The organism is Enterobacter sp. GER_MD16_1505_Eko_090 (assembly GCF_003331015.1).
Lineage (GTDB): Bacteria > Pseudomonadota > Gammaproteobacteria > Enterobacterales > Enterobacteriaceae > Enterobacter > Enterobacter roggenkampii.
Window position 1 is genome coordinate 237,873 of the sequence record NZ_PUQF01000005.1, and the last position, 25,310, is coordinate 263,182.

24 protein-coding genes and 1 tRNA gene are annotated in these 25,310 nt (G+C 51.0%); 14 read left to right on the top strand and 11 right to left on the bottom strand.

The window, feature by feature from the left end; genetic code table 11:
• Positions 1-68: 68 nt before the first annotated feature.
• From fadJ to C6A40_RS08030, 3 genes are all read right to left on the bottom strand, one after another.
• A complete protein-coding gene (gene fadJ / locus C6A40_RS08020; protein ID WP_045334263.1) occupies positions 69-2,216 on the bottom strand; it encodes a fatty acid oxidation complex subunit alpha FadJ in 2,148 nt (715 codons plus the stop codon).
• Positions 2,216-3,526, bottom strand: a complete 1,311-nt coding sequence (gene fadI / locus C6A40_RS08025) for an acetyl-CoA C-acyltransferase FadI (RefSeq protein WP_021241580.1) — start codon at positions 3,524-3,526, stop codon at positions 2,216-2,218. Before fadI ends, fadJ begins: the two co-directional genes overlap by 1 nt.
• A 279-nt stretch (positions 3,527-3,805) precedes the next feature.
• Positions 3,806-4,090: a YfcZ/YiiS family protein gene (locus tag C6A40_RS08030; protein ID WP_023294142.1), complete on the bottom strand. Its 285-nt coding sequence runs from the start codon at positions 4,088-4,090 to the stop codon at positions 3,806-3,808.
• 372 nt (positions 4,091-4,462) lie between these two features.
• On the opposite strand from C6A40_RS08030, the gene fadL reads away from it, so the two are divergent.
• The gene (gene fadL / locus C6A40_RS08040) at positions 4,463-5,785 is read left to right on the top strand and encodes a long-chain fatty acid transporter FadL (RefSeq protein ID WP_021241581.1); all 1,323 of its coding nucleotides are present in this window, start codon (positions 4,463-4,465) and stop codon (positions 5,783-5,785) included.
• 44 nt (positions 5,786-5,829) lie between these two features.
• Here fadL and mlaA read toward each other — a convergent pair whose 3' ends face one another.
• The gene (gene mlaA / locus C6A40_RS08045; protein ID WP_008502619.1) at positions 5,830-6,582 is read right to left on the bottom strand and encodes a phospholipid-binding lipoprotein MlaA; all 753 of its coding nucleotides are present in this window, start codon (positions 6,580-6,582) and stop codon (positions 5,830-5,832) included.
• Positions 6,583-6,897: 315 nt separating this feature from the next.
• Here mlaA and C6A40_RS08050 point away from each other — a divergent pair, with 315 nt between their 5' ends.
• From C6A40_RS08050 to C6A40_RS08065, 5 genes are all read left to right on the top strand, one after another.
• On the top strand, positions 6,898-7,827 hold the full coding sequence (locus tag C6A40_RS08050; RefSeq protein WP_045334259.1) for a formate/nitrite transporter family protein: 930 nt from the start codon (positions 6,898-6,900) through the stop codon (positions 7,825-7,827).
• Between the two features lie 75 nt (positions 7,828-7,902).
• Positions 7,903-7,974 (top strand) — tRNA-Arg (locus C6A40_RS08055).
• 187 nt (positions 7,975-8,161) lie between these two features.
• On the top strand, positions 8,162-9,433 hold the full coding sequence (locus tag C6A40_RS08060; protein ID WP_114191257.1) for a tyrosine-type recombinase/integrase: 1,272 nt from the start codon (positions 8,162-8,164) through the stop codon (positions 9,431-9,433).
• Positions 9,434-9,507: 74 nt separating this feature from the next.
• On the top strand, positions 9,508-10,482 hold the full coding sequence (locus tag C6A40_RS24895) for a hypothetical protein (RefSeq protein WP_024235423.1): 975 nt from the start codon (positions 9,508-9,510) through the stop codon (positions 10,480-10,482).
• A 107-nt stretch (positions 10,483-10,589) separates the two neighbouring features.
• Entirely contained in the window at positions 10,590-10,805 is a 216-nt protein-coding gene (locus C6A40_RS08065; RefSeq protein WP_071993459.1) for a helix-turn-helix transcriptional regulator, read from the top strand.
• Between the two features lie 49 nt (positions 10,806-10,854).
• On the opposite strand, the gene C6A40_RS25090 is transcribed toward C6A40_RS08065, so the two are convergent.
• Positions 10,855-11,028 carry a hypothetical protein gene (locus C6A40_RS25090; RefSeq protein WP_166783744.1) on the bottom strand — a complete coding sequence of 58 codons (174 nt, stop codon included), beginning with the start codon at positions 11,026-11,028 and terminating at the stop codon, positions 10,855-10,857.
• Positions 11,029-11,161: 133 nt separating this feature from the next.
• Here C6A40_RS25090 and C6A40_RS08070 point away from each other — a divergent pair, with 133 nt between their 5' ends.
• From C6A40_RS08070 to C6A40_RS08105, 8 genes are all read left to right on the top strand, one after another.
• On the top strand, positions 11,162-11,338 hold the full coding sequence (locus C6A40_RS08070; RefSeq protein WP_001118612.1) for a host cell division inhibitor Icd-like protein: 177 nt from the start codon (positions 11,162-11,164) through the stop codon (positions 11,336-11,338).
• Complete coding sequence (locus C6A40_RS08075; RefSeq protein ID WP_061357374.1) at positions 11,331-11,690, top strand: hypothetical protein; 360 nt, start codon at positions 11,331-11,333, stop codon at positions 11,688-11,690. The genes C6A40_RS08070 and C6A40_RS08075 overlap by 8 nt, the downstream gene beginning before the upstream one ends.
• A 31-nt stretch (positions 11,691-11,721) precedes the next feature.
• Positions 11,722-12,006: a hypothetical protein gene (locus C6A40_RS08080; RefSeq protein ID WP_061357373.1), complete on the top strand. Its 285-nt coding sequence runs from the start codon at positions 11,722-11,724 to the stop codon at positions 12,004-12,006.
• Complete coding sequence (locus tag C6A40_RS08085; RefSeq protein ID WP_061357372.1) at positions 12,003-12,386, top strand: DUF5375 family protein; 384 nt, start codon at positions 12,003-12,005, stop codon at positions 12,384-12,386. The genes C6A40_RS08080 and C6A40_RS08085 overlap by 4 nt, the downstream gene beginning before the upstream one ends.
• The gene (locus tag C6A40_RS08090; RefSeq protein WP_061357371.1) at positions 12,383-15,055 is read left to right on the top strand and encodes a TOPRIM and DUF927 domain-containing protein; all 2,673 of its coding nucleotides are present in this window, start codon (positions 12,383-12,385) and stop codon (positions 15,053-15,055) included. Before C6A40_RS08085 ends, C6A40_RS08090 begins: the two co-directional genes overlap by 4 nt.
• A 400-nt stretch (positions 15,056-15,455) precedes the next feature.
• A complete protein-coding gene (locus C6A40_RS08095) occupies positions 15,456-16,217 on the top strand; it encodes a phage polarity suppression protein (protein ID WP_061357370.1) in 762 nt (253 codons plus the stop codon).
• The gene (locus tag C6A40_RS08100) at positions 16,217-16,489 is read left to right on the top strand and encodes an ogr/Delta-like zinc finger family protein (RefSeq protein WP_061357369.1); all 273 of its coding nucleotides are present in this window, start codon (positions 16,217-16,219) and stop codon (positions 16,487-16,489) included. The genes C6A40_RS08095 and C6A40_RS08100 overlap by 1 nt, the downstream gene beginning before the upstream one ends.
• Positions 16,490-16,917: 428 nt before the next feature.
• Positions 16,918-18,909, top strand: coding sequence for an ATP-binding protein (locus C6A40_RS08105; protein WP_114191258.1), 1,992 nt, complete (start codon positions 16,918-16,920; stop codon positions 18,907-18,909).
• A gap of 679 nt (positions 18,910-19,588) precedes the next feature.
• Here the strand turns inward: C6A40_RS08105 and C6A40_RS08110 are convergent.
• The 6 genes from C6A40_RS08110 to tssF all read right to left on the bottom strand — a co-directional run bounded on the left by C6A40_RS08110 (position 19,589) and on the right by tssF (position 25,278).
• Complete coding sequence (locus tag C6A40_RS08110; protein WP_045334256.1) at positions 19,589-20,920, bottom strand: VasL domain-containing protein; 1,332 nt, start codon at positions 20,918-20,920, stop codon at positions 19,589-19,591.
• Positions 20,921-21,011: 91 nt separating this feature from the next.
• Entirely contained in the window at positions 21,012-21,482 is a 471-nt protein-coding gene (locus tag C6A40_RS08115; protein ID WP_023325796.1) for a hypothetical protein, read from the bottom strand.
• 14 nt (positions 21,483-21,496) lie between these two features.
• Positions 21,497-21,952, bottom strand: coding sequence for a type VI secretion system baseplate subunit TssE (gene tssE, locus C6A40_RS08120; RefSeq protein WP_025912749.1), 456 nt, complete (start codon positions 21,950-21,952; stop codon positions 21,497-21,499).
• The gene (gene tssJ / locus C6A40_RS08125) at positions 21,952-22,497 is read right to left on the bottom strand and encodes a type VI secretion system lipoprotein TssJ (protein ID WP_045334254.1); all 546 of its coding nucleotides are present in this window, start codon (positions 22,495-22,497) and stop codon (positions 21,952-21,954) included. The genes tssE and tssJ overlap by 1 nt, the downstream gene beginning before the upstream one ends.
• Positions 22,475-23,560, bottom strand: coding sequence for a type VI secretion system baseplate subunit TssG (gene tssG, locus C6A40_RS08130; protein ID WP_045334252.1), 1,086 nt, complete (start codon positions 23,558-23,560; stop codon positions 22,475-22,477). Before tssG ends, tssJ begins: the two co-directional genes overlap by 23 nt.
• Entirely contained in the window at positions 23,524-25,278 is a 1,755-nt protein-coding gene (tssF, locus tag C6A40_RS08135; RefSeq protein ID WP_045334250.1) for a type VI secretion system baseplate subunit TssF, read from the bottom strand. Before tssF ends, tssG begins: the two co-directional genes overlap by 37 nt.
• Between the last annotated feature and the right edge of the window lie 32 nt (positions 25,279-25,310).

Genomic DNA, 25,310 nt, shown 5'->3' on the forward strand with positions numbered 1-25,310 from the left:
TAGTCAATCTCTGTTTACAAAATCGCCAGAACAGGTTCATTCACCTCAGGATTTACCCTTCTTTGACTTCAGTTTACGAAATCAGTTTCCCGTGCAGGCCAAAATGTCTGGCCCCGTTCCGCCATCTGCAATAATTCGTCACACGGTGTAAACCGTGGGCCATATTGCGAGGCCAGACGTTGCAAAATGGCAACCACTTCACCCGCGCCGAGTGTATCCATGTAGCGGAACGGGCCGCCAAGGAACGGCGGAAAACCAATACCAAATACCGCGCCGATGTCGCCATCGCGTGCGCTCTTGATCACCTGCTCACCAAAGCAGCGCGCTGCTTCATTGAGCATCATCATCACGCAACGTTCAGCGCACTGAACGGCAGACAGTTTTCCCTGACCGGTGGTCGAAATAAGCCCATAAACCGAAGGGTCGACCTGTTTCTTGCTTTTACGCCCTTTCGCGCCGTAAAGATAGAAACCGCGTTCATTTTTTCTGCCTTTGCGATCGTCCTTCAAAATTGCAGAAACAATGTTTGCAGGCGGGCTAAAACGATCGCCATAAGCTGCCTCCAGCACAGGTATAATTTTAGTGCCGGTGTCTATTCCCACCTCATCCAAAAGTTGGATTGGGCCAACGGGGAAACCAAACTTTACCAGCGCCTCGTCGATATGCTCGATCTTCTCGCCTTCCGTCAGCAGCCGCATGGCTTCATTAATATAGGGCGCCAGAATACGGTTGACGTAGAAGCCGGCTTTATCTGCGACCACGATCGGCGTTTTACCCTGCTTCTTCGCAAGTTTGACTACCGTGGCGATGGTTTGCGGACTGGTAGTCTCGTGTGGAATAACTTCCACCAGCGGCATTTTTTCTACCGGGCTAAAGAAGTGCAGTCCGATCACCTGCTCCGGACGCGCGGCTTTCGCCGCGATATCGCCAATCGGTAATGACGACGTGTTGGAGGCAAAAATGGTATGCGGGGCGCAATGCTGCTCAACGTCTGCCACCATCTGCTGCTTAAGCGCCAGATCTTCAAACACGGCTTCAATCACCAGATCGCGGTGCGCAAAACCGCTGTAATCCGTCGTACCGGAGATCGTCGCCAGGGTTTTATCACGCTCGCTTGCCTTGATATGGCGGCGTTTGACCTTTTGATCAAGGTTCTGCCAGCTGTACTGCAGCGCGTGGTTGATTCCCTTAGGGTTAATGTCTTTGATGCGTACCGGCAATTTGCCTTTGCTGGCGGTAACAAAAGCGATACCGCCGCCCATGAGCCCCCCACCCAGTACGCCAATGGCACGCAGAGGCGCAGGCTCCGCCTTGCTGCCGGGATCTTTTTTGACGTCAGTGCTGGCGAAGAAGATGCTGCGCAATGCCTGTGACTGCGGCGTCATCGCCAGTTCACCAAAGGCTTTGGCCTCCGCGGCATAGCCGCTGCTGCTGCCCTGCGACAGCCCGGTTTCGATCACGTCCAGGATCCGCTTTGCCGCCGGGTAATTGCCTTTGGTTTTTTGTTCGGTCTTTTTGCCCACCATATTGAACAGGAGCGTTCTCCCCAGCGGACCGGCCAGCACGCGCTCGCGAACCGGCAGAGGACGTTTTGCCTGACGCCCTTTCAGCGCAAGCTCAACGGCGGCCTCCAGCAAAATAGACTGCGGCACGACGTCATCGACCAGACCGGCTTTCAGCGCCTGACGGGCACGCAGCTGTTTACCGGTTAAGATCATCTCCAGCGCCGTGCTGACGCCCACCAGCCGCGGCAGACGCTGCGTTCCGCCAGAACCTGGCAACAGGCCCAGCTGCACTTCCGGCAGGCCCAGAATGGTTTTCGCATCGTCAGTACAGATGCGGCTGTGGCAGGCCAGCGCCAGCTCCAGCCCACCGCCCAGACACGCACCGTGGATCGCTGCGATGACCGGGATTGGGAGACTGTTGATCTCCGACATCACCTGCTGGCCCTGACGCGCCAGCTCTTCGGCTTCCAGCGCGCTTTGCGCCCGGGCAATCATGTTGATATCCGCCCCGGCGATAAAGTTGTCGGGTTTGGCAGAGATAAACACCAGGCCGCGAATGGCTTTGTTCTCGCGGATCTGCTTTAGCATCGCGCGCACCTGAACGCCAAATTCGGCCTTCAGGGTATTCATCTTTTCATCAGGCACATCAATAGTGATAACGGCCACGTTATCGAGGCGAACCGTCAGATTAAATGCAGATGGCATATCCATTATTCAGCCTCCAGAACCATTGCTGCGCCAAGGCCGCCCGCCGCACAGGCGGTAACAAGGCCAAACCCACCGCCACGGCGACGGAGTTCATGTAATGTTTGCGTGATCATCCTCGCCCCTGTAGCGGCAAACGGATGACCGTAGGCGATAGAGCCACCCAGCACGTTGAATTTACTCTGATCCACTTCACCCGTGGCATGCGCGCGGCCCAGCACATCACGTGCGAAACGCTCGCTTGCCAGCAGCTGGACGTTTGCCAGGGTTTGCGCGGCAAACGCTTCGTGCATATCAATCAGGGTTAAATCAGCCAGCGTCAGCCCCGCGCGATCCAGCGCCAGCGGCGTGGACCATGCCGGACCTAACAGCATGTCCTGCCAGACGTCAATGGCGGTGAAGGCGTAGCTGCGTAAATAGCCCAGGGGAGTAATGCCCAGCTCTTTCGCACGGGATTCGGTCATCAGGATCACGGCGGCAGCCCCGTCCGTCAGCGGCGTACTGTTCGCCGCCGTCACGGTGCCGTGCTTGCGGTCAAACGCCGGGCGCAGTTTGGCGTAATCCGCAAGCGTTGACGTGCCACGAATATTGTTATCTTCCGCAAGCGGTTCGCGATAGGGAGGAATATAGGCGGTCATGACCTCATCGGTCAGCTTGCCTTCCGACCAGGCTTTTGCCGCAAGCTGATGTGAACGATGCGCCAGCGCATCCTGCTGTTCACGGGTAATGCCGTAGGTTTTCGCCATCTGCTCGGCGGTGTCGCCCATGCGCAGGCCGGTGGAGTATTCCGCGACGGCAGGAGGTACAGGCATCAGGTCGCGCAGACGTAAACGCGAGAAGAGTTTGAGTTTCTGACCCGTCGTACGGGCTTTGTTGGCATCCACCAGGATGCGCGCCAGCTTTTTACTGACCCCAATTGGCAGTACCGAAGAGGAGTCCGCTCCCCCCGCTATCCCGGCGCGAATGGTGCCCGCCATCAGGCTTTCGGCGACGTTAGCCACGGCCTGGAAACTGGTTGCGCAGGCGCGGCTGACGCTGTAGGCGTCGGTATGAACATTCATCCCGGTACCGAGGACGATTTCCCGCGCAATGTTGGGGGCTTCAGGCATCTGCACGACCTGGCCGAAGACCAGCTGTTCGATGACCTCCGGCGGAATTTCGCTGCGAGCCAGCATCTCCCCCACTACCATTTTCCCCAGGTCGACGGCCGGTATGCCATGAAACGCCGTTGCCTGACGCGCAAATGGCGTGCGCAATCCACTGACTATGGCAATGCGATCGCCCTGACGGGTAATAAGCGGTAATGCCTGACTCATAACACTCCCCTGTAAAAAAAATATTCGCAAACACTAAGTGGTCTGACCTGATAATAGTCTTAACCATTTTTTTACATTCAGCCAATCGGGGAAACGAAAAAGTGCGAGCTAAAACACAGAGAAGAAAAAGAAAATGCCCCTGTATGGCAGGGGCATTTGTGCGGTATGTTGCCGGGTACGCAAGGTAAAAGCAAAACGGTAACCCGTAGGTTACCGTTTTTAATGCTTACGCCCTCTCCCGTGGGAGAGGGTCGGAGTGAGGGCATCAGGCCGCTGAAATTAACGCAGACCCAGCTGGAAAATCAGCGTTTCAGCTTCGCAGGCAAAAACAAAGTCGATGTCCAGCTTCACGCCGCCTTCCACTTCGGTAAAGGTCGACTTGATTTCACACGGATCGGATTCAACATCACGCGCACGCTTGCTCAGCGCGGCCAGGGTCTCTTCCGCTTCGGCGCGGTTGGTGAACACACGGCTGTAAGACGCGGTGCAATCGGAGTTGTCCATGATGGTGCCAACATCCATACAGCAGCAAACCGGGGTTTCATCAGCACTGCATTTACTCATAGCTCAATTTCCTCTGTATTCGCGCAGCGCGCGAGATAAACACGATGCTGATATTTTACGCCCCGGCGCGGGCTCTCTCCAGCCGTTAATGGCGCAAAATCGGATAAGTGACCAATATCACACTAAAAAATGATCTAAAACAAAAACCACCCTTTTGGGTGAGTCGCGATGGTCACAATTTTGCCAACCAGATCTCGTTTCACGAAACATGTTTGAAAATATTAATAAACAAACTTGCAACATTCAGGCTGGTCGGACCTATACTCTGGCCACTGGTCTGATTTGTCTGTCATACCTCAGACCCTACACTTCGCGCTCCTGTTACGGTATGTAACAATTATTGAATAAAAATAACTCAATGAGGTTATGGTCATGAGCCAGAAAACCCTGTTCAACAAGACTGCGCTGGCAGTCGCAGTGGCACTCGTCTCCACTTCCGCATGGTCAGCGGGCTTTCAGTTAAACGAATTTTCTTCCTCTGGCCTTGGCCGCGCGTATTCAGGGGAAGGCGCTATCGCTGATGATGCGGGTAACGCAAGTCGTAACCCCGCATTGATCATGATGTTTGATCGTCCGACCTTCTCTGCCGGTGCGATTTTCGTTGATCCGGGCGTTGATATTACGGGCCGTTCACCTACCGGTGCCAGTCTGAATTCAGATAACATCGCGCCAACGGCGTGGGTGCCAAACATGCATTTCGTGGCGCCTATTAACGAACAGTTTGGTTGGGGTGCCTCCGTGACCTCTAACTACGGTTTAGCGACCGAGTTTGGTGATAACTATGCCGCAGGGGCATTTGGCGGTAAAACCGATCTGGAAACCCTGAACCTAAACCTCAGCGGTGCTTACCGTCTGGATAGCCACTGGAGCTTCGGCGTTGGCTTTGATGCTGTGTATGCCAAAGCGAAAATCGAACGTTACGCGGGCGATTTGGGCAAAGTCGTTGCTGGCTCAGGTGCACTGCCGCCTGCCCTGGCGCGTCAAGTTGCGGGTATCCCAGCAGACACTCAGATCGCTTATCTGAAGGGCGATGAGTGGGGCTTTGGCTGGAACGCCGGTATCCTGTATGAACTTGATAAAAACAACCGTTACGGCTTTACCTACCGTTCCGAAGTTAAAATCGATTTCGATGGCGATTATAAGAGCAGCCTGCCTTCTGCCTATAACCAGATCCTCGGCAACTTCGGCCTGCCGATGGGTACCAACGGTAGTACCACTGGCGGTTCTCTGAGCCTGCACCTGCCGGAAATGTGGGAACTGTCAGGTTATAATAAAGTGGCACCGCAGTGGGCAATTCATTATAGCCTAACCTATACCAGCTGGAGTCAGTTCCAGGAGCTGAAAGCAACCAACAGCAAAGGCGACACGCTCTTCTATAAAGATGAAAGCTTCCGCGACGCTTACCGCATCGCGCTGGGGACAACCTACTATATGGATGATAACTGGACGTTCCGTACCGGTATTGCCTTCGATGACAGCCCGGTTCCTGCCGACAAGCGCTCCATCTCTATTCCGGATCAGGACCGTTTCTGGCTGAGCGCAGGTGCTACTTATGCCTTCAACAAGGATGCCTCAATTGACGCCGGTATCTCTTATATGCACGGTCAAAAAGTTTCCTTCAAAGAAGGCCCGTATGAGTTCTCTTCCGAAGGTAAAGCCTGGCTGTATGGTATGAACTTCAACTACGCGTTCTAATCGCGCAGGAATTGAAAAAGGTGAGCATTGCTCACCTTTTTTATTTACTCCGAATCGATATCTTTTAGTTCGTTCTCGATCGCCTTCGCGTTTGGATTCTCTTCCGGTTTCAGCTTACCGCCGTTAGCAATAAAGTCATGATTCTGGAAGTACGCTTCTCGCACCATAATATACGGGTCAGAAGACTGGCGCAGTAAGCCATCAGAGTCGAGCAGTTGCGCACGGGTTTCTATCCCTTCCACCGTCCATTTACCCACCGACAGCGGCCAGGTCAGCCACGACAGAACCGGATACAGCGTATCAACCATATCGCCGCCGTCATCACGAAGGGTGAAACTACCGTAGAACGGTAATTGCATGTACGGACCGTACCCGACGCCATAATGTCCCATTGTGCTGCCGAAACGGTGCGGCTGCTCACGCTGCAGTTTCGGGTTCGCCATGCCTGCCACGTCAATAAAGCCGCCCATCCCCAGAATGGAGTTCAGGAAGAAGCGGGTAAAGTGCACCATCCCCTGATACGGGTCGCCCTGCAGGAAGTAGTTCACCATTACCGCAGGCTCTTCGAGGTTGCTGGTAAAGTTACTTAACCCGTTACGCGCGGGCTGTGGAACATAATCGCGCCATGCTACTGCCACCGGGCGAACCACATACGGGTCCAGCACGTTGTAGTTGAAGTTATACATGGAGCGGTTAAATCCTTCGAGAGGATCGGAGCGTCCCGTTTGCTCCCCGGAGCTGGCGCAGCCCACAAGCATCGTCGCGCCAAGCGCAAGCGCCGACAGCCGAAGTTTCATAAATATCTCCCTGTTCAGTATGGCTATCGTTGATTGCCATCCGTAACGGAGCCGTTGATGCTCCGTCTGTAAACGTGCAAGCGATTGTAACAGCACGTTTACCGATGTCTATGAGCACAATTACGGGCAGTAATCACCGTGACTCTGATCTCAGCATAGCCTGGCTTTTGGAATTCGTTTCGCTGGCAATTTTATAATGTCTTTGAAAGAGATGTATCACCTTTGTTGTCATTGCCGCCAATTTAAGAGCATCCCCACAGGCATCCCGATAAAAGCCGCTACGCTTAACAGAAAGATCAACCTCCGGGAGCAGATATGAAAGAAGTGGGCGAAGAAAAAATTGGCGAGAGCAATGAGGAACTTGAAATTGAAAGCGAGGAGAAAGCGCGTGGCGAGAAAATAGAAATTGATGAAGATCGCCTCCCTTCCCGCGCGATGGCCATCCATGAGCATATCCGCCAGGACGGTGAAAAAGAGATGGAGCGCGATGCCATGGCCCTCTTCTGGTCAGCTATCGCCGCAGGGCTCTCAATGGGCGCCTCTCTGCTCGCCAAAGGGATATTTCATGTTCAGCTGGAAGGTGTGCCGGGCGGTTTTTTACTCGAGAATCTCGGCTATACCTTCGGCTTTGTGATTGTCATCATGGCCCGCCAGCAGCTGTTTACCGAAAACACGGTGACCGCCGTTCTGCCGGTGATGCAAAACCCTACCCTCGGCAATTTCGGTTTATTGATGCGTCTGTGGAGCGTCGTCCTGCTGGGTAATATCATCGGCACGGGCATCGCGGCCTGGGCGTTTGAGTACATGCCGATCTTTGATGAACCCACCCGGGATGCATTTGTAAAAATCGGCATGGATGTGATGAAAAACACCCCGATCGAGATGTTCTCGAATGCCATCATCTCCGGCTGGATCATCGCCACGATGGTCTGGATGTTTCCTTCAGCAGGGAGCGCCAAAATTGTGGTGATTATATTGATGACCTGGCTGATTGCGCTGGCTGACACCACGCATATTGTGGTCGGTACCGTAGAAATACTGTATCTGGTCTTTAACGGTACGCTTCACTGGAGCGACTTTTTCTGGCCCTTCGCCCTGCCGACACTAGCAGGAAACATCTGCGGCGGAACATTTATCTTCGCGCTGTTAAGCCATGCCCAAATCCGTAACGATATGTCGAACAAACGCAAAGCGGAGCTTAAAGCGCGGGAAAATGATGATAAATCGACAAAAAAATCGTCCTGAATGGTGACTCTTTGAGCAGTCAGGCGGCGATGCGCTTAACGCATAGTGTAAATAAGGCTATACTCGTGCCGCCTCGTCCCCTTAGTTAAATGGATATAACGAGCCCCTCCTAAGGGCTAGTTGCAGGTTCGATTCCTGCAGGGGACAATACCTTTTCATTTCATCACGTTTCAACACACTTCACCTCCCCCCTTAAAACCAGCAAAATCAGGGCTTGTCGCCTTGAACATGGTTTCAGTTGATTTCATGACATTACATGATTCTGATGGTATCGTTGATGGTACTCACGGTTCGATAAACCGATACCATCAACTGACAACAAAGATTACTCTCCATGGCACTAAATGAGCTATCACCTAAGAAAGTTGAAAACGCTAAACCCAAAGAAACAGACTACAAACTGACGGATGGGGGAAGCCTGTATCTTTTAGTTAAAAAGAACGGGACCAAGGCATGGCGAATGAACTACAGATTTAACGGCAAACAAGCTACGCTGGCTTTGGGCGTTTTCCCTGACGTTTCGCTGGCACTTGCCCGTAAGCGTAGAGATGAAGCAAGGCAACTTTTAGCCGACGGTGTTGATCCCAGAGTATCTAAAAAAGCAGCGCCAACAGAACCCGCCTCTGCTACATTCCAGACAATCGCTTTAGAGTGGCATAAAGGCTCTATAGGCCATCCCTCATGGAAAGAGATTACCCGCACTAAAATTTTAAGAGAAATGGAAAATCATATTTTCCCATATATCGGAAATAAACCCATCGACTCATTAAAAACAAGTAACCTGTTGCCATTATTGGTGAGGATGAGTGATCAGGGAATTGGAGCAACAACAGGAAGAGTGAAAACTACTCTTGCAAGCGTTTTCCGGTACGCTATTCAGCGTGGAGTTGTTGAATACAATCCTACCCATGATCTAAGAGGAGCAATTTCCAGCCCCAAAATAAAGCATCGCCCTGCACTTCCGTTAGAACGATTACCCGAATTAATATCAAAAATTGATAGCTATACAGGGAGGCCGTTAACTAAGCTGGCAGTATTATTTTCTCTTCATACTTTTGTTCGCTCCAGTGAACTGAGACACGCAAGATGGGAGGAAATTAATTTTGAAAATGCAATGTGGACTATTCCTGCTCAAAGAAAAAGAATTGATGGGGTAAAATATTCAGAGCGTGGGGCAAAAATGGGCAGTATTCATTATGTTCCATTATCTAATGAAGCTATTGATGTTCTCGAAGCTATTAAAAAAATAAGTGGTGAGTATGAACTTATTTTCCCCGGAGATAGTAACCCTTACAAACCAATGAGTGAGAACACAGTTAATAAGTCATTAAGAATTATGGGGTACGACACGCAGGTGGACATTTGCCTTCATGGATTTAGGGCAATGGCGTGCTCAGCCCTGACAGAATCAGGTTTATGGTCGAGGGATGCAGTAGAACGGCAAATGAGCCATCAAGAACGAAATGAAGTGCGAGCCGCTTATGTACACTTAGCTCAGCATATGCATGAACGTCGTCGGATGATGCAATGGTGGTCTAATTATATTGAAGCTAACACTGATAGATATATTGCCCCCTATAAAATGAAAAAACTACGCGTTGTTTGAAAATAAGAAAATGGCTAATAGTAGTAAAGTCTGCTATTCGCCCCATTTTACCATATGTGCATACAGGTGACGTGATGAGCGATAATACACGATTAAATGTTTGGGAAAGGAATAGTATTCCTGTAATGGAATTTTGCTCCCTAAAACGAGCTGCTGAACTACTTAATTGCCAAATTGATGACCTTATCCATTTTGCTCAAATTGGAATTATCGAATTTTGCTTAGAATTAAATGGTTTCGAAGCTGCGCTAATGATGATGCGTAAAGGTGGAGATTTTAAAGATTGGGAAAATATGTACCCACCCAGAGTATTAAACTATAGTAATAAATCTGCATTAAGCCATTTCATACCAAAAGCAAAATTCGATATTGATTATACAGAAGATAAGCCATTTTCACCTCCAAAACAAATATACCATTTAGAAAACAAACCAAATATAAAAAGCCCATTAATCTTACTTTCTGGATTGTGGTCTATATGTGTCATCAGCCCAACATCTTCATTATACAAAGAACTAAAGGTATATGGTAAAGCAAGGCTATTAGCACATGATATTTCTTTTAAAGAAGCTAATATGCCATTCACTAATGCTGCATTTGGCAGTGATGAGTGGGTAATATTAGCAATGTCCCCTTTCGAAGGCTTATCATCAATAGAGGGATTAGTATCTCCATCTAATAAAAATATTATTGGAAATATAACACTGGATGATATCTATTTAACAAGATACCAAATAGAAAAATTAGATAACGGTGTTGGCAAAGAGCTACCCAGCTATGTGAATGGTGGTGTATCCAGCATCGAAAGCATCCGAAGAGTGCATGGTAATGTTGAAGCATCAGCAACAAAAAGGGAGGCAGTGTACAAAGCAGCTATTTATTGGTTACTAAATGACCCAGCATCTTGCAATGGAAAACGAGGAAAACTGACTATTGACGCGTGGGCAGATAAAATCGTGGCAGAAAGAAACAATCCCAAAACAAAGGTTGAACTTGGAAAAGATAAGATAAAAGAATGTCTTAGCTCATCTAAAGCAGGAAGATTTTAAGTGGTAATATTTTATACCATCATAAAAACAAAATAGTGGCACTGATAATTTAGCCCTAACCTTGCCATCATCTGCCGTGTTCATTACATAACACGGCAGGTAATTTCATGACATTAAAAACTTACCCTATCACCGGGCATGCCCGCCCACGGGCTACTGCTGACTTTTTGCAAGTAAGCACAGTTACTCTCTGGCGCTGGGAAAAAAACAATCCTGAATTTCCAAAATCCACACGTATTTCAAAACGGGTAACTGTTTACGATGCACAAGAAATTAGACAGTGGGTAAAAGCTCAATCAGCGGGTTCAGGGGGCGTAGTGTGATGGCAACCTTAACTAAATTGGGGAGAACTGCATCCCCCCTATACATAAATCAATTCTTAGGATCGATGCCACGATTCAGTAGTTCTTTACGCAGAATTCGCTTGATCCAAGATGCAAGAGCTGAATCTCCATCTTTGCGCATTTCGTCTTCAAGCTGTCGGCGGAACTCATCTGTAAGACGCATCTGGAAAGGCGGAGAACGTTTTTCTTTTGGTGTTGACATGGTGATGACCAGACCTTATATTAACCTACATGGTAATTACCATTGTAAACATCAAAGCTACAAAAAACAATGCCCAACCTGTGCTGGAACACAAATCGGGCATCTGACCAATCCGCTGTATGAGGTAACGAAGATGGCTAAACAGAAGTGTACCTGGTTATTTGCGGCGATCAACCGCAGCCAGCGCAATGCCCGTCCTGTGATGTTAAGGATCACCGCAGATAACGAGCGCTCAGCGCGGCGCAGACTGGCCCCGGACTATGTGCTGAGCTTTGCCGGTCGCATTCCCTGCGGAGGTGAGCATGCGTAATTATCCGCAACCCGGCGAACGCTGGCAGCATGAGCGTGGCTGGACCGTCACAATCATCCGATTAATTGAAGCCTTGCCCTCCGTGGCGCTGGTTAATCCTGAATTCAGCTGTGAAGTGCTGATACGTCATGACAGCGACAACCAGCTTTCTTCCTGCCCTCTGGCATGGTTTGAACAGCGGTATACGCGTCTGTTTGATGCGCCGCTCTTTAAACCTTCACCAGCTCCGGCAGGCGGTAGTGGCTCCGGCCCGCTGACACTGCATCCGTCTGTGGTATTTACCCGCTGGCGGGAGCGCAGCATACGGCGTTCTGCTGAACCTGACGACAGTCACTATTCAAAGTTTCTCTGACAAAACACCGCTGAAAACGGAGTAATCCACGATGAATATTTCAAACGGGCACAACAGTGCTCAGGGCCACACTTTGCCTGAAAAACACAATGCCGGTGCTTTTGCCTATGGATTGTCAGAGGACGGTTTCGGAAAGCTGACCCGCGCAAGAAATGCCTGCGACCTGCTCCAGCTTCTCTTTTCTGAATACCCGTCTCAGGTCGGAGCGCTCGATACAGGCTGTGCGCCGGGTGTCGCCGCGCTGATGGAGTACTTGCGGGCAGATTTGACGGATATTGCGCACAGCTGCGCACTGATTGAAGGAGGTGTCAGATGAACCAGCCGCAGGTTTCCATTTTCCCGGCAGAAATGACCACCGCGCTGTACCGGCGGGCTATTGCATCGGCATGGCGGCAGAAAACGCTGAACGAAACCGGCAGCGATCAATATGGTCCGCACAGCCTGACGGTTGAACGTATTGAAATGGCCATTGCCCTGCATATCGAGTGCGCATTGATTAACGAATATGGCGAAGCACAGGGAGCCGCTGCCGCACTGGCACTGCTGACTGACATGCTGGAGCCGTCACTGCTGACCGCGCCGCCGGTACTGACCGTGCGCGGCTGTGAAGTGATGACGGAGCTGTACCGTACGCTTCCGGCGGCTTTTGATGACTTCTGCAGCACGGGTGCGGCGCTGTATCAGGGGGAAGTATGACAACACAGAAAGTTTCACAGGTTGCAGAGGCTGCACAGGGGAAATGGCCCGTTATTCTGCAGATGCTGCGTATTGATGTACCTGAAAACGGCAGGCACGGTCCCTGCCCGAAATGTGGGGGCAAGGATCGTTTTCGCCTCGATGACCTTGACGGGCGCGGGACGTGGATTTGCAGCCAGTGCGGCAATGGTGACGGTCTGGATCTGGTTAAGCTCATAACCGGTTACGGCGTCAGAAAGGCCGCGCAGGAGGTGGCGCAGGTGCTTAATGTGCCGGATGTGCAGGAACTGTCTGTTAAGCCCGCCAGGCAAAAAGCCCCTAAACGTGACATGAGCCTTACCGTGGCGGCGCTGATGAAAGAGAGCCACACGGGAGAAAGCCCCTATCTGACCGGAAAAGGGTTCGCCGGATACCCGGCCTCCCTGACCGGGAGCGTGCAGCATATCAGCGGTAAGGATTTTCCTGCCGGTTCCCTGCTGTTACCGCTCACCACCAACGCCGGAGCCGTGACCGGTGCGCAGCTTATCGCCCCGACGGGTGAAAAAAGCATACTGCCCGGCAGTACGATGAAAGGCGCGTTTGTGGCGCTCAGCCCGTTACCGTCTGAACCGCCGGTACAGGTGGTGATTACCGAAGGTTACGCCACGGCGCTGACGGTAAGCCAGCTCACCGCCGGATGCGTAGTTGCTGCCATATCTGCGGGCAACCTGCCCAACGTGGCGCAGTCGCTGCGGGCACGCTGGCCTGAGGTAAAAATTATCATCGCCGGTGATAACGATTTTCAGGACGGGGGCGAGAATCCCGGCAGATCCTTTGCTGAACGGGCGGCAAAAGCCGTCGGCGGCTGGATGACGCTGCCACCGGGAGAGATTAAGGCTGACTGGAATGATTTCCATCGGGAGCACGGTATTACCCGTGCCCGTGAAGCCTTTCGTAACGGTCTGGTACTGTGCGGGGAAGGCCGCACGCAGCTGCCGCACGGGTTCCGTCTTACCCAGGAATATCTCTGGTATGAAAAACAGGTACAGCGCAACGGTGAGACGGAGATCCAGAACGTCAAAATATGCAATCCGCTGCGCGTGACGGCAATCACCTGCGATGCCGATGGCGGTAACTTCGGGCGACTGCTGGAGTGGGAAGATACGTGGGGTGAGCGCCGCCGCTGGGCGATGCCGATGGAAATGCTGAGCGGCAGCGGTGAGGAACTGCGCCGGGTACTGCTGGTTAACGGGCTGTCCTATATCAGCACCACCGGCGAGGCCCGCGCACGCCTGATGGAATATATCTCGCTGTGTAAACCGGAACGCCGCGTGACCTGCGTCAGCCGTACCGGGTGGCATGGTCAGGTTTACGTCCTGCAGGATGAGGTCAGCGGTGAAGGTGCGGAAAGTGTCATTCTCCAGACCACTTCCGTGCAGGGGCGTGATTTCCGCGTGTCGGGCACAACGGAGGAATGGCGGGAGCACGTATCCCGCTACTGCACCGGCAACTCCCGCGTGGCGTTTGCCGTCAGTCTGGCTTTTGCTGCACCACTGTTACGGCTGGTTGGTATGGACGGCGGCGGCTACCACCTCAAGGGGGAATCGACGGACGGTAAGACCACCACCATGAAAGCGGCAACCTCCGTCTGCGGCGGGCCTGACTACTGGCAGACGTGGCGGGCAACCGGCAACGCGCTGGAGGGATGCGCCAGCCGCCGCAACGATGCCGCCATGATGCTCGATGAGATCCGGGAGGTGGACGGACGCGAGGCTGGCAATATCGCCTACATGCTGGCAAACGGTCAGGGCAAGGGCCGTGCCGGTACGGACGGTGAGCTGCGCACCCGTAAGCAGTGGCGGCTGCTGTTCTTTTCAACCGGCGAGCTGTCACTGACTGAACATGCGGCAAAAGCCGGGGAGCGTACCTTTGCCGGGATGGAAGTCAGGATGATCCAGATCCCCAGCGATTCCGGGAAGTTTGGCGTATTTGAGGAGCTGCACGGCTTCGACAGCGGCAAAGCTCTGGCGGAACATCTGGAGTGGGCCACGTCCAGCTACTACGGTTCGCCGTTCAGGGAGTGGCTGAAAGCCCTGACCGCTGACCTTAACGGGCTGACGGCACAGGCAAAGTCACTGATGAAGGAATATACCGCCGCCCTGACCCCGAAAGATGCGGGCAATCAGGTGGGCCGGGCTGTGAACCGCTTTGCACTGGTGGCGATGGCGGGCGAGCTGGCAACCCGGCTGGGTATCACCGGCTGGCCTGAGGGTGAAGCGCTGCGGGCAACCCGCGTCTGCCTGAACGCATGGCTGAAAGATCGCGGGCACACCGCCAATCAGGAAGATATTGCCGCACTGGAGCAGGTACGCAGCTTCTTTACCGCGAATCAGTACAGCCGCTTTGCTGACTGGCACGACGAGCGTAACCGCCCCGGCAATATGGTGGGCTGGCGCAGGGTGGAGAAAGGCAGTACCGCGCAGGGCACGGAAGCCGTCACCACGTTCTACGTCATGCCGTCCGGCTGGAAAGAAATCTGCCGGGGATTTGACCCGCGCAAGGTGGCACGTCTGTGCGCGGATCGTGGATATCTGCTGCCCTCCACCGATGGCAAGCTGCAGACAAACATTCGCCCGCCAGAGATGAATCCCCGCAGGCTCTATGTCTTCAACAGCGAGGTTCCGGGTTAAGGCTTTGCGTGAGTTTTATTTATTAAGGGTAACAAGTGTAACAGGTGGAACAACCTTGTTTTACAAGGGCTGAAACTGTTCCACCTTCTGAAATAGTGAGGTGGAACAGGTGGAACGCCAGCCGATCCGCTGTTCCACCTTGTTACCCGCGATGTTCCACCTGTGCTTTACCTATAAATGCATTACAAAACAAGGCTGTAACACCTGTTCCACCTGTTCCACCGCATCGGGGACATAAAGCAGGCTGAAGCAGAGGCATTTTTATCTGGCTGGCTTTCATAGCCACGTCTGAATAACCGCAAACGCCCGTTGTGCCAGCTACCACACACTGAGCACCGATAGTGCGCTTGTGTCAGCCACGACACAATTGACGTAACGAACCAACCCGACAGGAGAAGTCATGAACAACACTGCAGAGAATAACAACCTTTCCACTTTTCCGGCTGTCACGCAGCGGGCGCTGGAAACCCTGAACACAGCCAGAAGCGCATGGCTTGAAGCACGTCGTCGGCAGAAAGCGGCAGCGGATAATATTGCAACTATCCGCCAGCGCCGGGCTGAAATGGAAGCCACGACGAACGCACTGAATGAGGAGTGGCGCACGCTGTTTCGTGAAAGTCAGGGCGTTGTCTCAAAGGAAATGAAAAAGCTGCGCACGGAAATTGCGCTGGGACGCGAAACGCTTGAGGATTTTGATGAACTGCTGGCAGCTCAGGAAAGCGAAAATGCCTTATTACCGCAGGAAGCCGGGAAATTAGCCGGGCAGTATATCAGCGCACATAACACCCTTGTGGAAATTCGCGCAAAGCAAATCTGGGAAGACTTCATGCAGGCGCATGGCAAGGCGTTAATCCAGACACTGAGCCTGCTCAAAACCACAATGGGGCGGGAAGCCAGTGCCGTTGTGGGGGTGGTGAATTCAGTTAATGACCCGGACACAGTACTGAAAGACTTTATTCACAAACATATCACCAGACCGGCTCTTACTAACGCTGCGATGCCGGAACAGGACCCTGTGTTCAAACTGGCGGGCGTTGCGCCGGATTATGCGGCTCGTGTCGATTTAAGCAAAATCCCGTCACCGGCGGCCCTTCACAAAATGAAGATCCGTCAGGAACGTGAAGAGCTGCAGAAACGTAACCGTGATATGGAGGGTATCTGATGGCGCTGAAATGTCCTGAATGCGGCACCGTTGCACACGCCAGAACCACCGCCTATGAAGCACCGTCGGTTAAACGCTCATGGTATCAGTGCCAGAATCTTGAATGTTCCTGCACATTTACCGCTCTGGAAAGTGTGGATACGATAATTATGAAGCCCCGGCGCAATGAACAGGAATCAGACAAAGCACAAATGCCGGAAAAACAACAGCAAACGCTCAATCGCTATGGCTCTGCATCAAAGTTATCAAGCCGCCAGCAAATCCCTGTCTGATTAGCAAAAAACGCCTACCTAATCCCGGCCCGGCACCGGGATTTTTTACGCCTTTTTCCTGGCTGGCCTGAGAGCGCATGAGTGCATGTCTATGGCGCATGAAAACGCATGAGTCTCATGCATCATTTTTGACGTGAAAGCCCTTGTGTGGCGGCTCCTGAGGCGATTTACCGGGTGCATGAAAACCATTCTGTTAAGCGAAGCGGGCAGGCGGGCGGGGCTGCGCACGGAATGGAAATAAATGGTAATGCTGTGGGTACTGGGCACACATAGATAAGAGGTTTGCGAATATTAAGCTTGTTGTCGTAACTGAGATGGCCCTATCAAAATCAGAAATCAAACAAAGTGTTACGTGTAATTTATAGAATTTTCACAGAAAACATATACAATCATTTCTAACATAGGAGTCTGATTAAGTCGGGATTATTATGGCTATTCAAAAAAAACAAACAAAAAATTCTGAAAGAAGTATTAAAAGCCAATTAGAAAAACTTACGGTTGAAAAAGCCATTTCCGAATATATTTGGAATGCTTTTGATGCCGAGGCCACAAATGTTAACATTACAGTTATTCCGAATGGTTTAAGTGGAATATCCTCAATAGAAATCATTGATGATGGAACTGGCATCGATTTCAATGAAGTCGATGAAACCTTTGGGCAATTTTTAGATTCCAAGAAGAAAGCAAAAAGAACACCTGTCACAAGAGGGCATAAAGGTAAGGGGCGATTTTCATTCTGTAAATTCGCTGACAAAGCCGAATGGAATAGTTGGCGAAATGGAGAGGAATTTACGCTAACTATAGTTTCATCGCATCTGAATGAATATGAGCACTCAGATTTATCCACATGCCATCGTAAAAACTCTGGAACTAAGGTCGTATTTAACCCCGTAACAATGGCTGAGGATTATTTTAGCTCAACAGTCATACCTTTTTTGCAGAACGATATATCGTGGTTATTGGTGGCCAAGCCAAAATTAAATTTAAAAATAAACGGCCAACCTATGAGCCCAATCGGATATTCTTCAACTTCAAATATTACTGAGTTTGGAGATGAAGATTTCAACTCAAAAACAGTCATATGGTCCAGCAAGCCAGTAGTAGAAAAATCATACATATATTATTTAAACAACCTCGGTGATATTGTTTACAAAGAGTTTTCTGAGATGAACAAAAAAGGATTTGATTGTTCATCCTATGTCACATCAAGTTGGTTTGATGATTTTTCTGAATCAAGTGATTTGTTTAGTGAATCGGAAAACAGTGTTGATTCAGATGCTTTTAAATATATCAGCCTTAAGGTTAAGGGGCAATTAAGGGAAGAGTACAGAAAATATAAAAATAATGCAGCAGATCAACTCATTCAAAGCTATTTAAATGAGGGTGTATTTCCAGAGTATAAAGGTGAGAATAGAATGCTCAATGAATTTAAAAGGAATCAACTCATTGAAACTATTAAAGTAATTTATGAGGCTGAACCTCAAATTTTCTCATCATTAAATAAGAAACAAAAGAAAATCCTAATTAAACTATTGGATAGAATTGTTGAAACAAATAACTTATCCAATCTCTTTGATATTTTTGAAGGGATAGTTTCCTTATCCGAAGATGAGGTTGATAAACTTTCATCCGTAATAAAAAGAAGTTCACTCTCTAATATCACTAGGACTTTATCATTCATTAACGACAGACTGGATATTATTGATTATTTTAAAAAAATGTTATATGAAAAAAAGAAAGAGTCGTATGAGGTAAAACACATTCAAAAGAGTATAGAAAATAACTTATGGCTTTTTGGGGAGCAATACACTCTAGTTGCATCCGAAGAAGATAAGTTTGATAAAGCTCTAAGGAAATACCTTGAGAAAATTAAAGGCTTTAACGAAGAACATTATAATAAGTATAGTGTGGAGCACCCAGACAAAAATAAAGAAATGGATATATTTGCAGCGCAAAAAACAAAACGCTACACTGAAAACAATGAAGAATACTTTCATTGCATTGTGATTGAATTAAAGAAACCAAGTATAAAACTCGGTGATGAAGAACTCGCACAAATAAAACTATATAAAAATATAATATCTGCAACTGATGAATTCAAAGACGAAAATACAAAATGGGATTTTATTTTAGTTGGGAATGATATATCTAATAGTAAAATCACTGCCGCAAATTTATCATCAGATCTAGAAACTAATAAAATACATGGTGAGTTTGGCTTGGTTCAAAAAACAACAAATATGAAAATTTACGTCAAAACGTGGAAGCATATTTTAAATGAGTATGATCTTAGATATAACGACCTGATCGATAAACTTAAGTTGAAAGAGTTAGAAATTGCAGAAGATATGGGGCCTGATGAACTCACAGCAAAAATTGTAGAAAAAACGGAAAGACTTCCGACTTCGATACAATCTTAGCCGAAAAAACCAGCTTTGCTCCCATTCAACCCACATCAGGCAATACAGTCTTTTGTGGGAGCAGGGTTTGACTTGTTCATGTCAGCGCATCGCATATTGGATGAGGCGTTTTTTGAGCACCTGTCCAATGTGCCCATCTTTCTTAGGGCCTGCCATTTCTCACAAGCGCTTTTTTGCATAGTGGCTCCTGCTGCATTTGAACCAGCGGCCAAGCGATTATGAGATGGCAAATCATGAAGCGATGGTATACATGGTTAAACCCGGTTATAGCGCTGGACGGTGAGCGATTTAAAGCCATTCCGGTATACAGAAAGTGAAAAAAATACTTTAGGGGATATACCCCTAACTTACAGAACTGGCGCTGGTTTGCGAGTAGCATTGTATAATGCGTGGGGTGTGATAACTTTTTTGCGCATTTTTCAACCTTTTCGCAGATTTGCCAGCCCCCTGCCCCGTCGTTTTTTCATCCAACTATTCATTATTGAAACTGACGGAATAGGCCGATCTCTATGGCCTTAATGAGATGTTTTTATCGTTTGATGGTATCCATGATGGTATCAACAAAACAACCACTTAAATTACCTTTATAAAACATAGATATAAATACATTTTCGATTCCTGCAGGGGACACTTTGACCTCCACGCGTTGTTGAACACATTCGCCTGTCCATCGCAGAATTCACTGCGAAGAAGAATCCCGTTTTATTTGAGCGTAACGCGTTGCCAGCTGTTTAAGACGCAACTCCAGTTGGGTCTTTTCAGCTTCAGGAAGCACACCTCCTGCGGGATGCTGTGACAGGCGTCTGAGTTGTTCTTCAGCCGGTATTGTTTGGTTAAATGACTGTATAGTCGAAAAAACTACCGATTTAAGCTCACTCACCGTGATATATTTTCCCTTCTGCTCATCCAGACTACTCAGCCGATGGCTCAGTTGCTGTAGCTTCATCATTCCCTGATACCAGCTGTTCATGGCCTCAGCAGGCAACGCTGCCGCGTTAAATTTTTGCTGCCACTGCACGGCAAGCGGCTTTGCCTCCTCCGGCCGCACCGTCTGGAGTTGCGCTAACAGCTCAAGGCTGTAGGAAATATTCCAGTCAGGGGGCAGCTTATCCAGTCGGGCAAGCTGCTGCTGCGTTTCTGTAATAAACGTGGGCGGTAAAGTGCCTCGCTGTGCTAATGCCTCTTGCTGAGCAGGTGTAAGCGCTTCAGGTAACGGCGCCAGCGAGGCAACAGCCTGAGTCGTTAAGGGATCGGGTCTGGACAGAAAGCCCCCTCCCCACGCCACGACGACGCAGACCACCAGCATAGAACACATCCCGGCGACAAAGGGCTTCCATGGTCTGACCGACCCGTGCGCTGTCGTAAGACCCTCTGCATCAGGCTGATTTTCCGGCTGCACAACATAGACCCATTTCACGTCGTCAACCGGTTCTGCCCTTTCCTGAGGTAATTCGCAACCGGGCATCATGCGTGCATTCAGATCTGATGCGTCATTACTGCTTTCCAGCCGTTCAGCATTCGAACGTATCATTGTTCGTAACGTATCGAACTGGCTTAGGTGTTTCAGTTCAAGACGCTGGAGCACCGCACTCAGCCGGGTAAGCAACGTTTCAGCACTGTAAAGCTCACTTAGATGGCTGTTGTTGAGTGGAAGCATACGCATGCGCTGCTGCAGTCGCTGGCTCAGGCCGGTAAGGATTTCCAGACGAGTATGTAGCGTCTTCGGCCAGAAAACGTCCCATTGATGGCTAATCAGGGCCTCCAGAATCGCCAGCCCTTCGTTCAGGCCAGCCAATCCAGACAGGTGAGTCCGGGCAAGGGTGTACCAGGCCGCAGTCTGCAACTCCACACCGTTTTGTTCAAACAGAGAGAGACAGCGTTTTTCGACATATTGCCAGTTTACATCCGGGCGAGCAGGATGCGTCAGCTTGCTGAGTTCATCGCGGAGAGTAGCGTAATCTGGCAGCGTGCGCGGGTCGCCGCCGGTTTTTAACGTTATATGTGTGGTCATCCTGGAGGGCCTGCATATCCGTGTGGTTAATTTCGTCAGTTGATGTGAGGGGCTATTTTGCGTTTAAAAGTGCAATGACTCAGAAATATCGCTATGGCAGCAGCGCTAAAATCAGACCGAAAAATACACCTTCATCAAATAGTTGTCCGGACCGGGATGAGGTATCAGGGGGAGTAAAGATCCAGCCATTTGCGTTCCCCACCCGCATGAACAGACGTCCTTGAGAAATCAACTTGTCCCCGGAATAGAAAGTCACCTCGACACAACCGGCGACGCCCTGTCCATACAGAAAGATCGGCATAAAGTTGACCGCCCGGCTGTCATAGCGCAAAACGATACCGGAAATCTCAAAAGCCCCGCCCTCCACCAGCAGATCCGGAACGGATACGGTCAGTGGCTCCACATTCAGTCCCGTATCCGTCAGCCACGCGTCCATTTGCTCCTGAAGCTGAGCCATCCGCTGGCGAAACTCTGCAATATCAGCCTGACTCTTGCTGATGGCAGGAACTGGTGCAGGTTGTCGTGCCTGCAACTTTTTCAGGAACTGTGATTTTACTGACATGATGTTATCAAACCTTATATACGGAGGGTCGTATCGAGATATTGTTGTTGCCTGAGATGCCTTAACAGGACCCGTCCTTCGGGCATAAACTCAGTCCCGTAGCGCACCAGACCAATCCCTTTAAGTTCAGCGTCAATGGCATAACGCAGTTCGCCGGGGACGTTCTGTTCCAGCAGGACAACGGTTATTTTTTTCAGGCGGGGTTCATACTTGAGCAGGACGGCAGATAATGTGCCCATCAGCTCATGGGCCGTTCCCGGCATGCCTTGCAGAATTTTGGTCATATCCGGCAGCCCGTAGTCTGGCAGATGCGACAGCGTACCGGCACGACAGTTGAGAACGCGCTGCATGTTATCCAGCACCGAGAGGATGACCTGATTTTCTTCACTGACCTGACTAAGGTTGAGTCCGCCTGTAAAATTTCCCGTTAACATTTCATACAGCGAAGGCGCGTTATGTCCGTAGGGCATCAGTCTTCCTTAAGCGGCTGTAGCGTCAGAGAGTTATCACCTGCTTCCAGGATACGTGGTTTATCCGGATCCAGGTCACTGCGTTTGATAACCTGCTTCCAGGCGTTGTTGTCCATATCCGGATGGCGGAAGAGCCCTACCACCGCGACAAACTGCGCCTTTTCTTCCATTGGCATATCAAGGTTTGCATCGCCACCCGGTTTCACCACGACATCACGACTGGCCAGCATGTCGTCTTTCAGAATGGTGCTATCATCCTGAAGCAACTGCTGATACACCGTCTTATCAAAGGTTTTGCGGTCTTTGAGCTGGTAAACCCTTATCACCACCGGCTGAGACAGCGAGTTACTTTCACGGGAGTCGGTGTTCAGCGCCTCACGTGCGGTGAAATCGAGGTGCAGCACCTTGATTTTTTTGTAGAACACGGCGTTAAACGCCGATTTAGTGCCATCGGTGACGCTCTGCGTCACCCCGCAGCCTGCCAGGCTGAATGCCAGCAGCGGTAGCAGCCAGCGCGAAGTCTTAATTGAATTTGTACGTAACACGTCGGTTTCCTTGTTGTGGTGTTGAGGGCTGCAGGCCGGTGTAATAGCCCAGTTCCGTCGTGAAGGTCTGCGGGATATCGTCCAGGAGATATTCGTCTTCCGCGCCCAGCACGCCATTCATCCCCAGCCAGAAGCGACCTTCACCGAGCGGCGGCGCAGCCAGCAGGCAGGTCCGGGTGGTCAGAGTAATTTTTGCCTTAAAACGCCACCCGAGATAAACCCGCAGCATCACCAGAAAGTCCTGATACAACAGACCGTCCGGTTTCCAGCCCTGCGCTTCCTGTTCGTTATCCGTCGTGAGCGCAATCAGCAGTTGACTGCTGGCATCCATCGCTTCGTCACCCAGAGGCGTATTGCCATCAAGCAGAAACTCTTCGTCACCGTAAAAACCCAGCGGCCTTTCAATCTCTACAGGCCGGAGACAATACGGACTCACCTGCACCGTCGTATCGGGGGCCAGCAGGCGCACCAGTGCCTGCATCCCTTCCTGAGTTTTGCCCGGCTGCTGCAGCACACCCAGTAGCGCCAGAAAGCGGGACACTGGCGTGGCTATATGATCCGCAGTGCCCGGTATTCCCAGACCAACCAGACCCAATAACGACTGCGAAATGCTGTCGGTACCGCCGGGCTCAAACGTGGCCGGATACGAGTATTTACGCCAGACGCGGTAAAACTGCGTCAGGATGCGATGACTGAAAATATCCAGAAACCCCTGCAGCGCCTCATGTCCTTCCCGGCGCTGGGAAATGTCATCGAGATAGGCGGTCGGTAGAGGCGAATCAACACCGTACATCCCCATAAAGGTCGTGCGGATAAGCGGTGGCCTACTGTCATCATCCTCGTCATACTCGACAGCCTTCAGTTCACTGGCCGGGAACCCCATTCCAGGGTGCGGCGCAAAGCGTACCGGGTCATCCGCAGGATGGCTGGTAGAGCCCATCAGCGGCCTGTCCGGATGGCGCTTCTCCAGTAGCTGGCATAAACGATAAAAGTTTATGCGGTGAAGATCGGCCTCCAGACGCGGGGTCAGCCGGGAATGCGGCGGTTGTGCTTCTCTTCCCATTCCAGGCGCTCTCCGGTCGGTTGCAGAATAATAATCAGGCGGTTAAACAGATAGATATCGGTGTACAGTGCAAAGAAGCGGCTCAGCATCTCGCCGAACAGACAGATATCGCCGCGCCCGGCAAAGCCGTTGCTCTCAAGCGTCACCTCAATCTGCACCCCGCGCACCAGATATCCCTGCTCAAAGCGTTCCGTTTCACTGTGCTTCACATCGATAATCGCCTCCAGACGACGGCGGTTCATCTCGCTGTCGGTCCACTCATACAGCGCCAGGGTGCCGCGCAGCACGTCGGCGTTGTCCATCATCGACAGGAACCCGCTGCCGAGGTGGCTCAGCACGCGCCAGTGGAAACGGTCCTGCGCCGGGGGATAACAAGGCAGCGTCGGCGCACACAGGTTACGCACGGCGATACTGGCTGAAGTGGTTTTCATCACTGTATCGAGCACGGTACTTTGCAACGCTCTGCGAGGTAGTTGGCCATTGGTGCCGGTTAGCGTCAGCGACAGGCTTTCATCCTCCGGCACCGTGTGGTTATCAAACGCTTCCCCGCCGAGGATAAGCCAGGTGTTATGCAACCCCGACGGGCCACGGCGCACGCGGGTGTGATAGTAATATTCCGGGGCTTCATGGCGCATCATTCCGCCCTTGTGGCGGAAGCTTGAAAATGGCACGTAGGTATGCTGGCTCGATGACATCACCGAATCCACCGCATATATCTCGGTGTGGCCATCCTGCACGCGCATCGGGCGCAGCATGTATTCGGTCTGCAGGGAGTTGAGCGTCAGCGGGTCAGATTCCAGCGGGAACAGGTTGATCACCGGCACACAGTTCAGCCGCAGATGCTTTTCGGTAAAGCTGAAATCATGCTCCCAGCGTTCTGCCAGCACCACGTCGATTTCGAACCAGGGGAGCTCAGCCGGAAAGACTATGGTCTCCAGCCCACGCAGCCCGGTGAACATGAATTTCTCACGGAAGGTGAAGTACTCGAGCAGCAGTTGATATCCGCTAAAGCTGCTGCTTCCTTTCGGCCACAGGACGTCATCATCGCCAAAGCCCAGCGCGGTGAAATATCCGTCGAGCGGTCTTCTGTCCATGTCACCCGGCATCCGCAGCCAGAGGCGCGCTGTGTTCATGGTAAAGGCTTCATGCATGGAGCAGGCCAGCGGGGCATCAGCGTTAAAGTAGAGCGGGATCTGGCTGAGATCGATACGACTCCAGTCGGCGAGATGGCTGCAGTTAAAGCGCAGCGTGATGACCGAACGGCCATCCGGATCGGTTGCCAGCCGGGCACTCTCAAGCGACAATGGCTGAAGGGTGATCTCTTTGGTGGTGGTGTACCGACAGCGCGTGCCCTTCTCACCGATCGGCCTTGAGTTCACCTCAAAGCCTTTGACGATGCGCATCGGCTCTTTCATTTCGAGCCAGTCAGGCGTGAACTCCACCACTGACATCGACGGAATGGTACGAAGATAATGCGGCCATAGCAGGCTGACCAGCCCTTCGGTAAGTTCAGGCAGGTCGTCATCGAGCTTTTCACGCAAGCGCCCCATCAGGAAGGCAAAGCCCTCGAACAGGCGTTCAACATACGGGTCGCGCGCACCGGCTTTATCGAGGTTGAGCATTGCTGCCTGCTCGGGGTGAGCACGCGCAAACTCTTCGCCGGCTTCCAGCAGATAGCGCATTTCGGCGTCATAATAACGCAGGGTTAAGTCGTCCATAGAAAACCAATATGATTGAATGTTTAACAGTA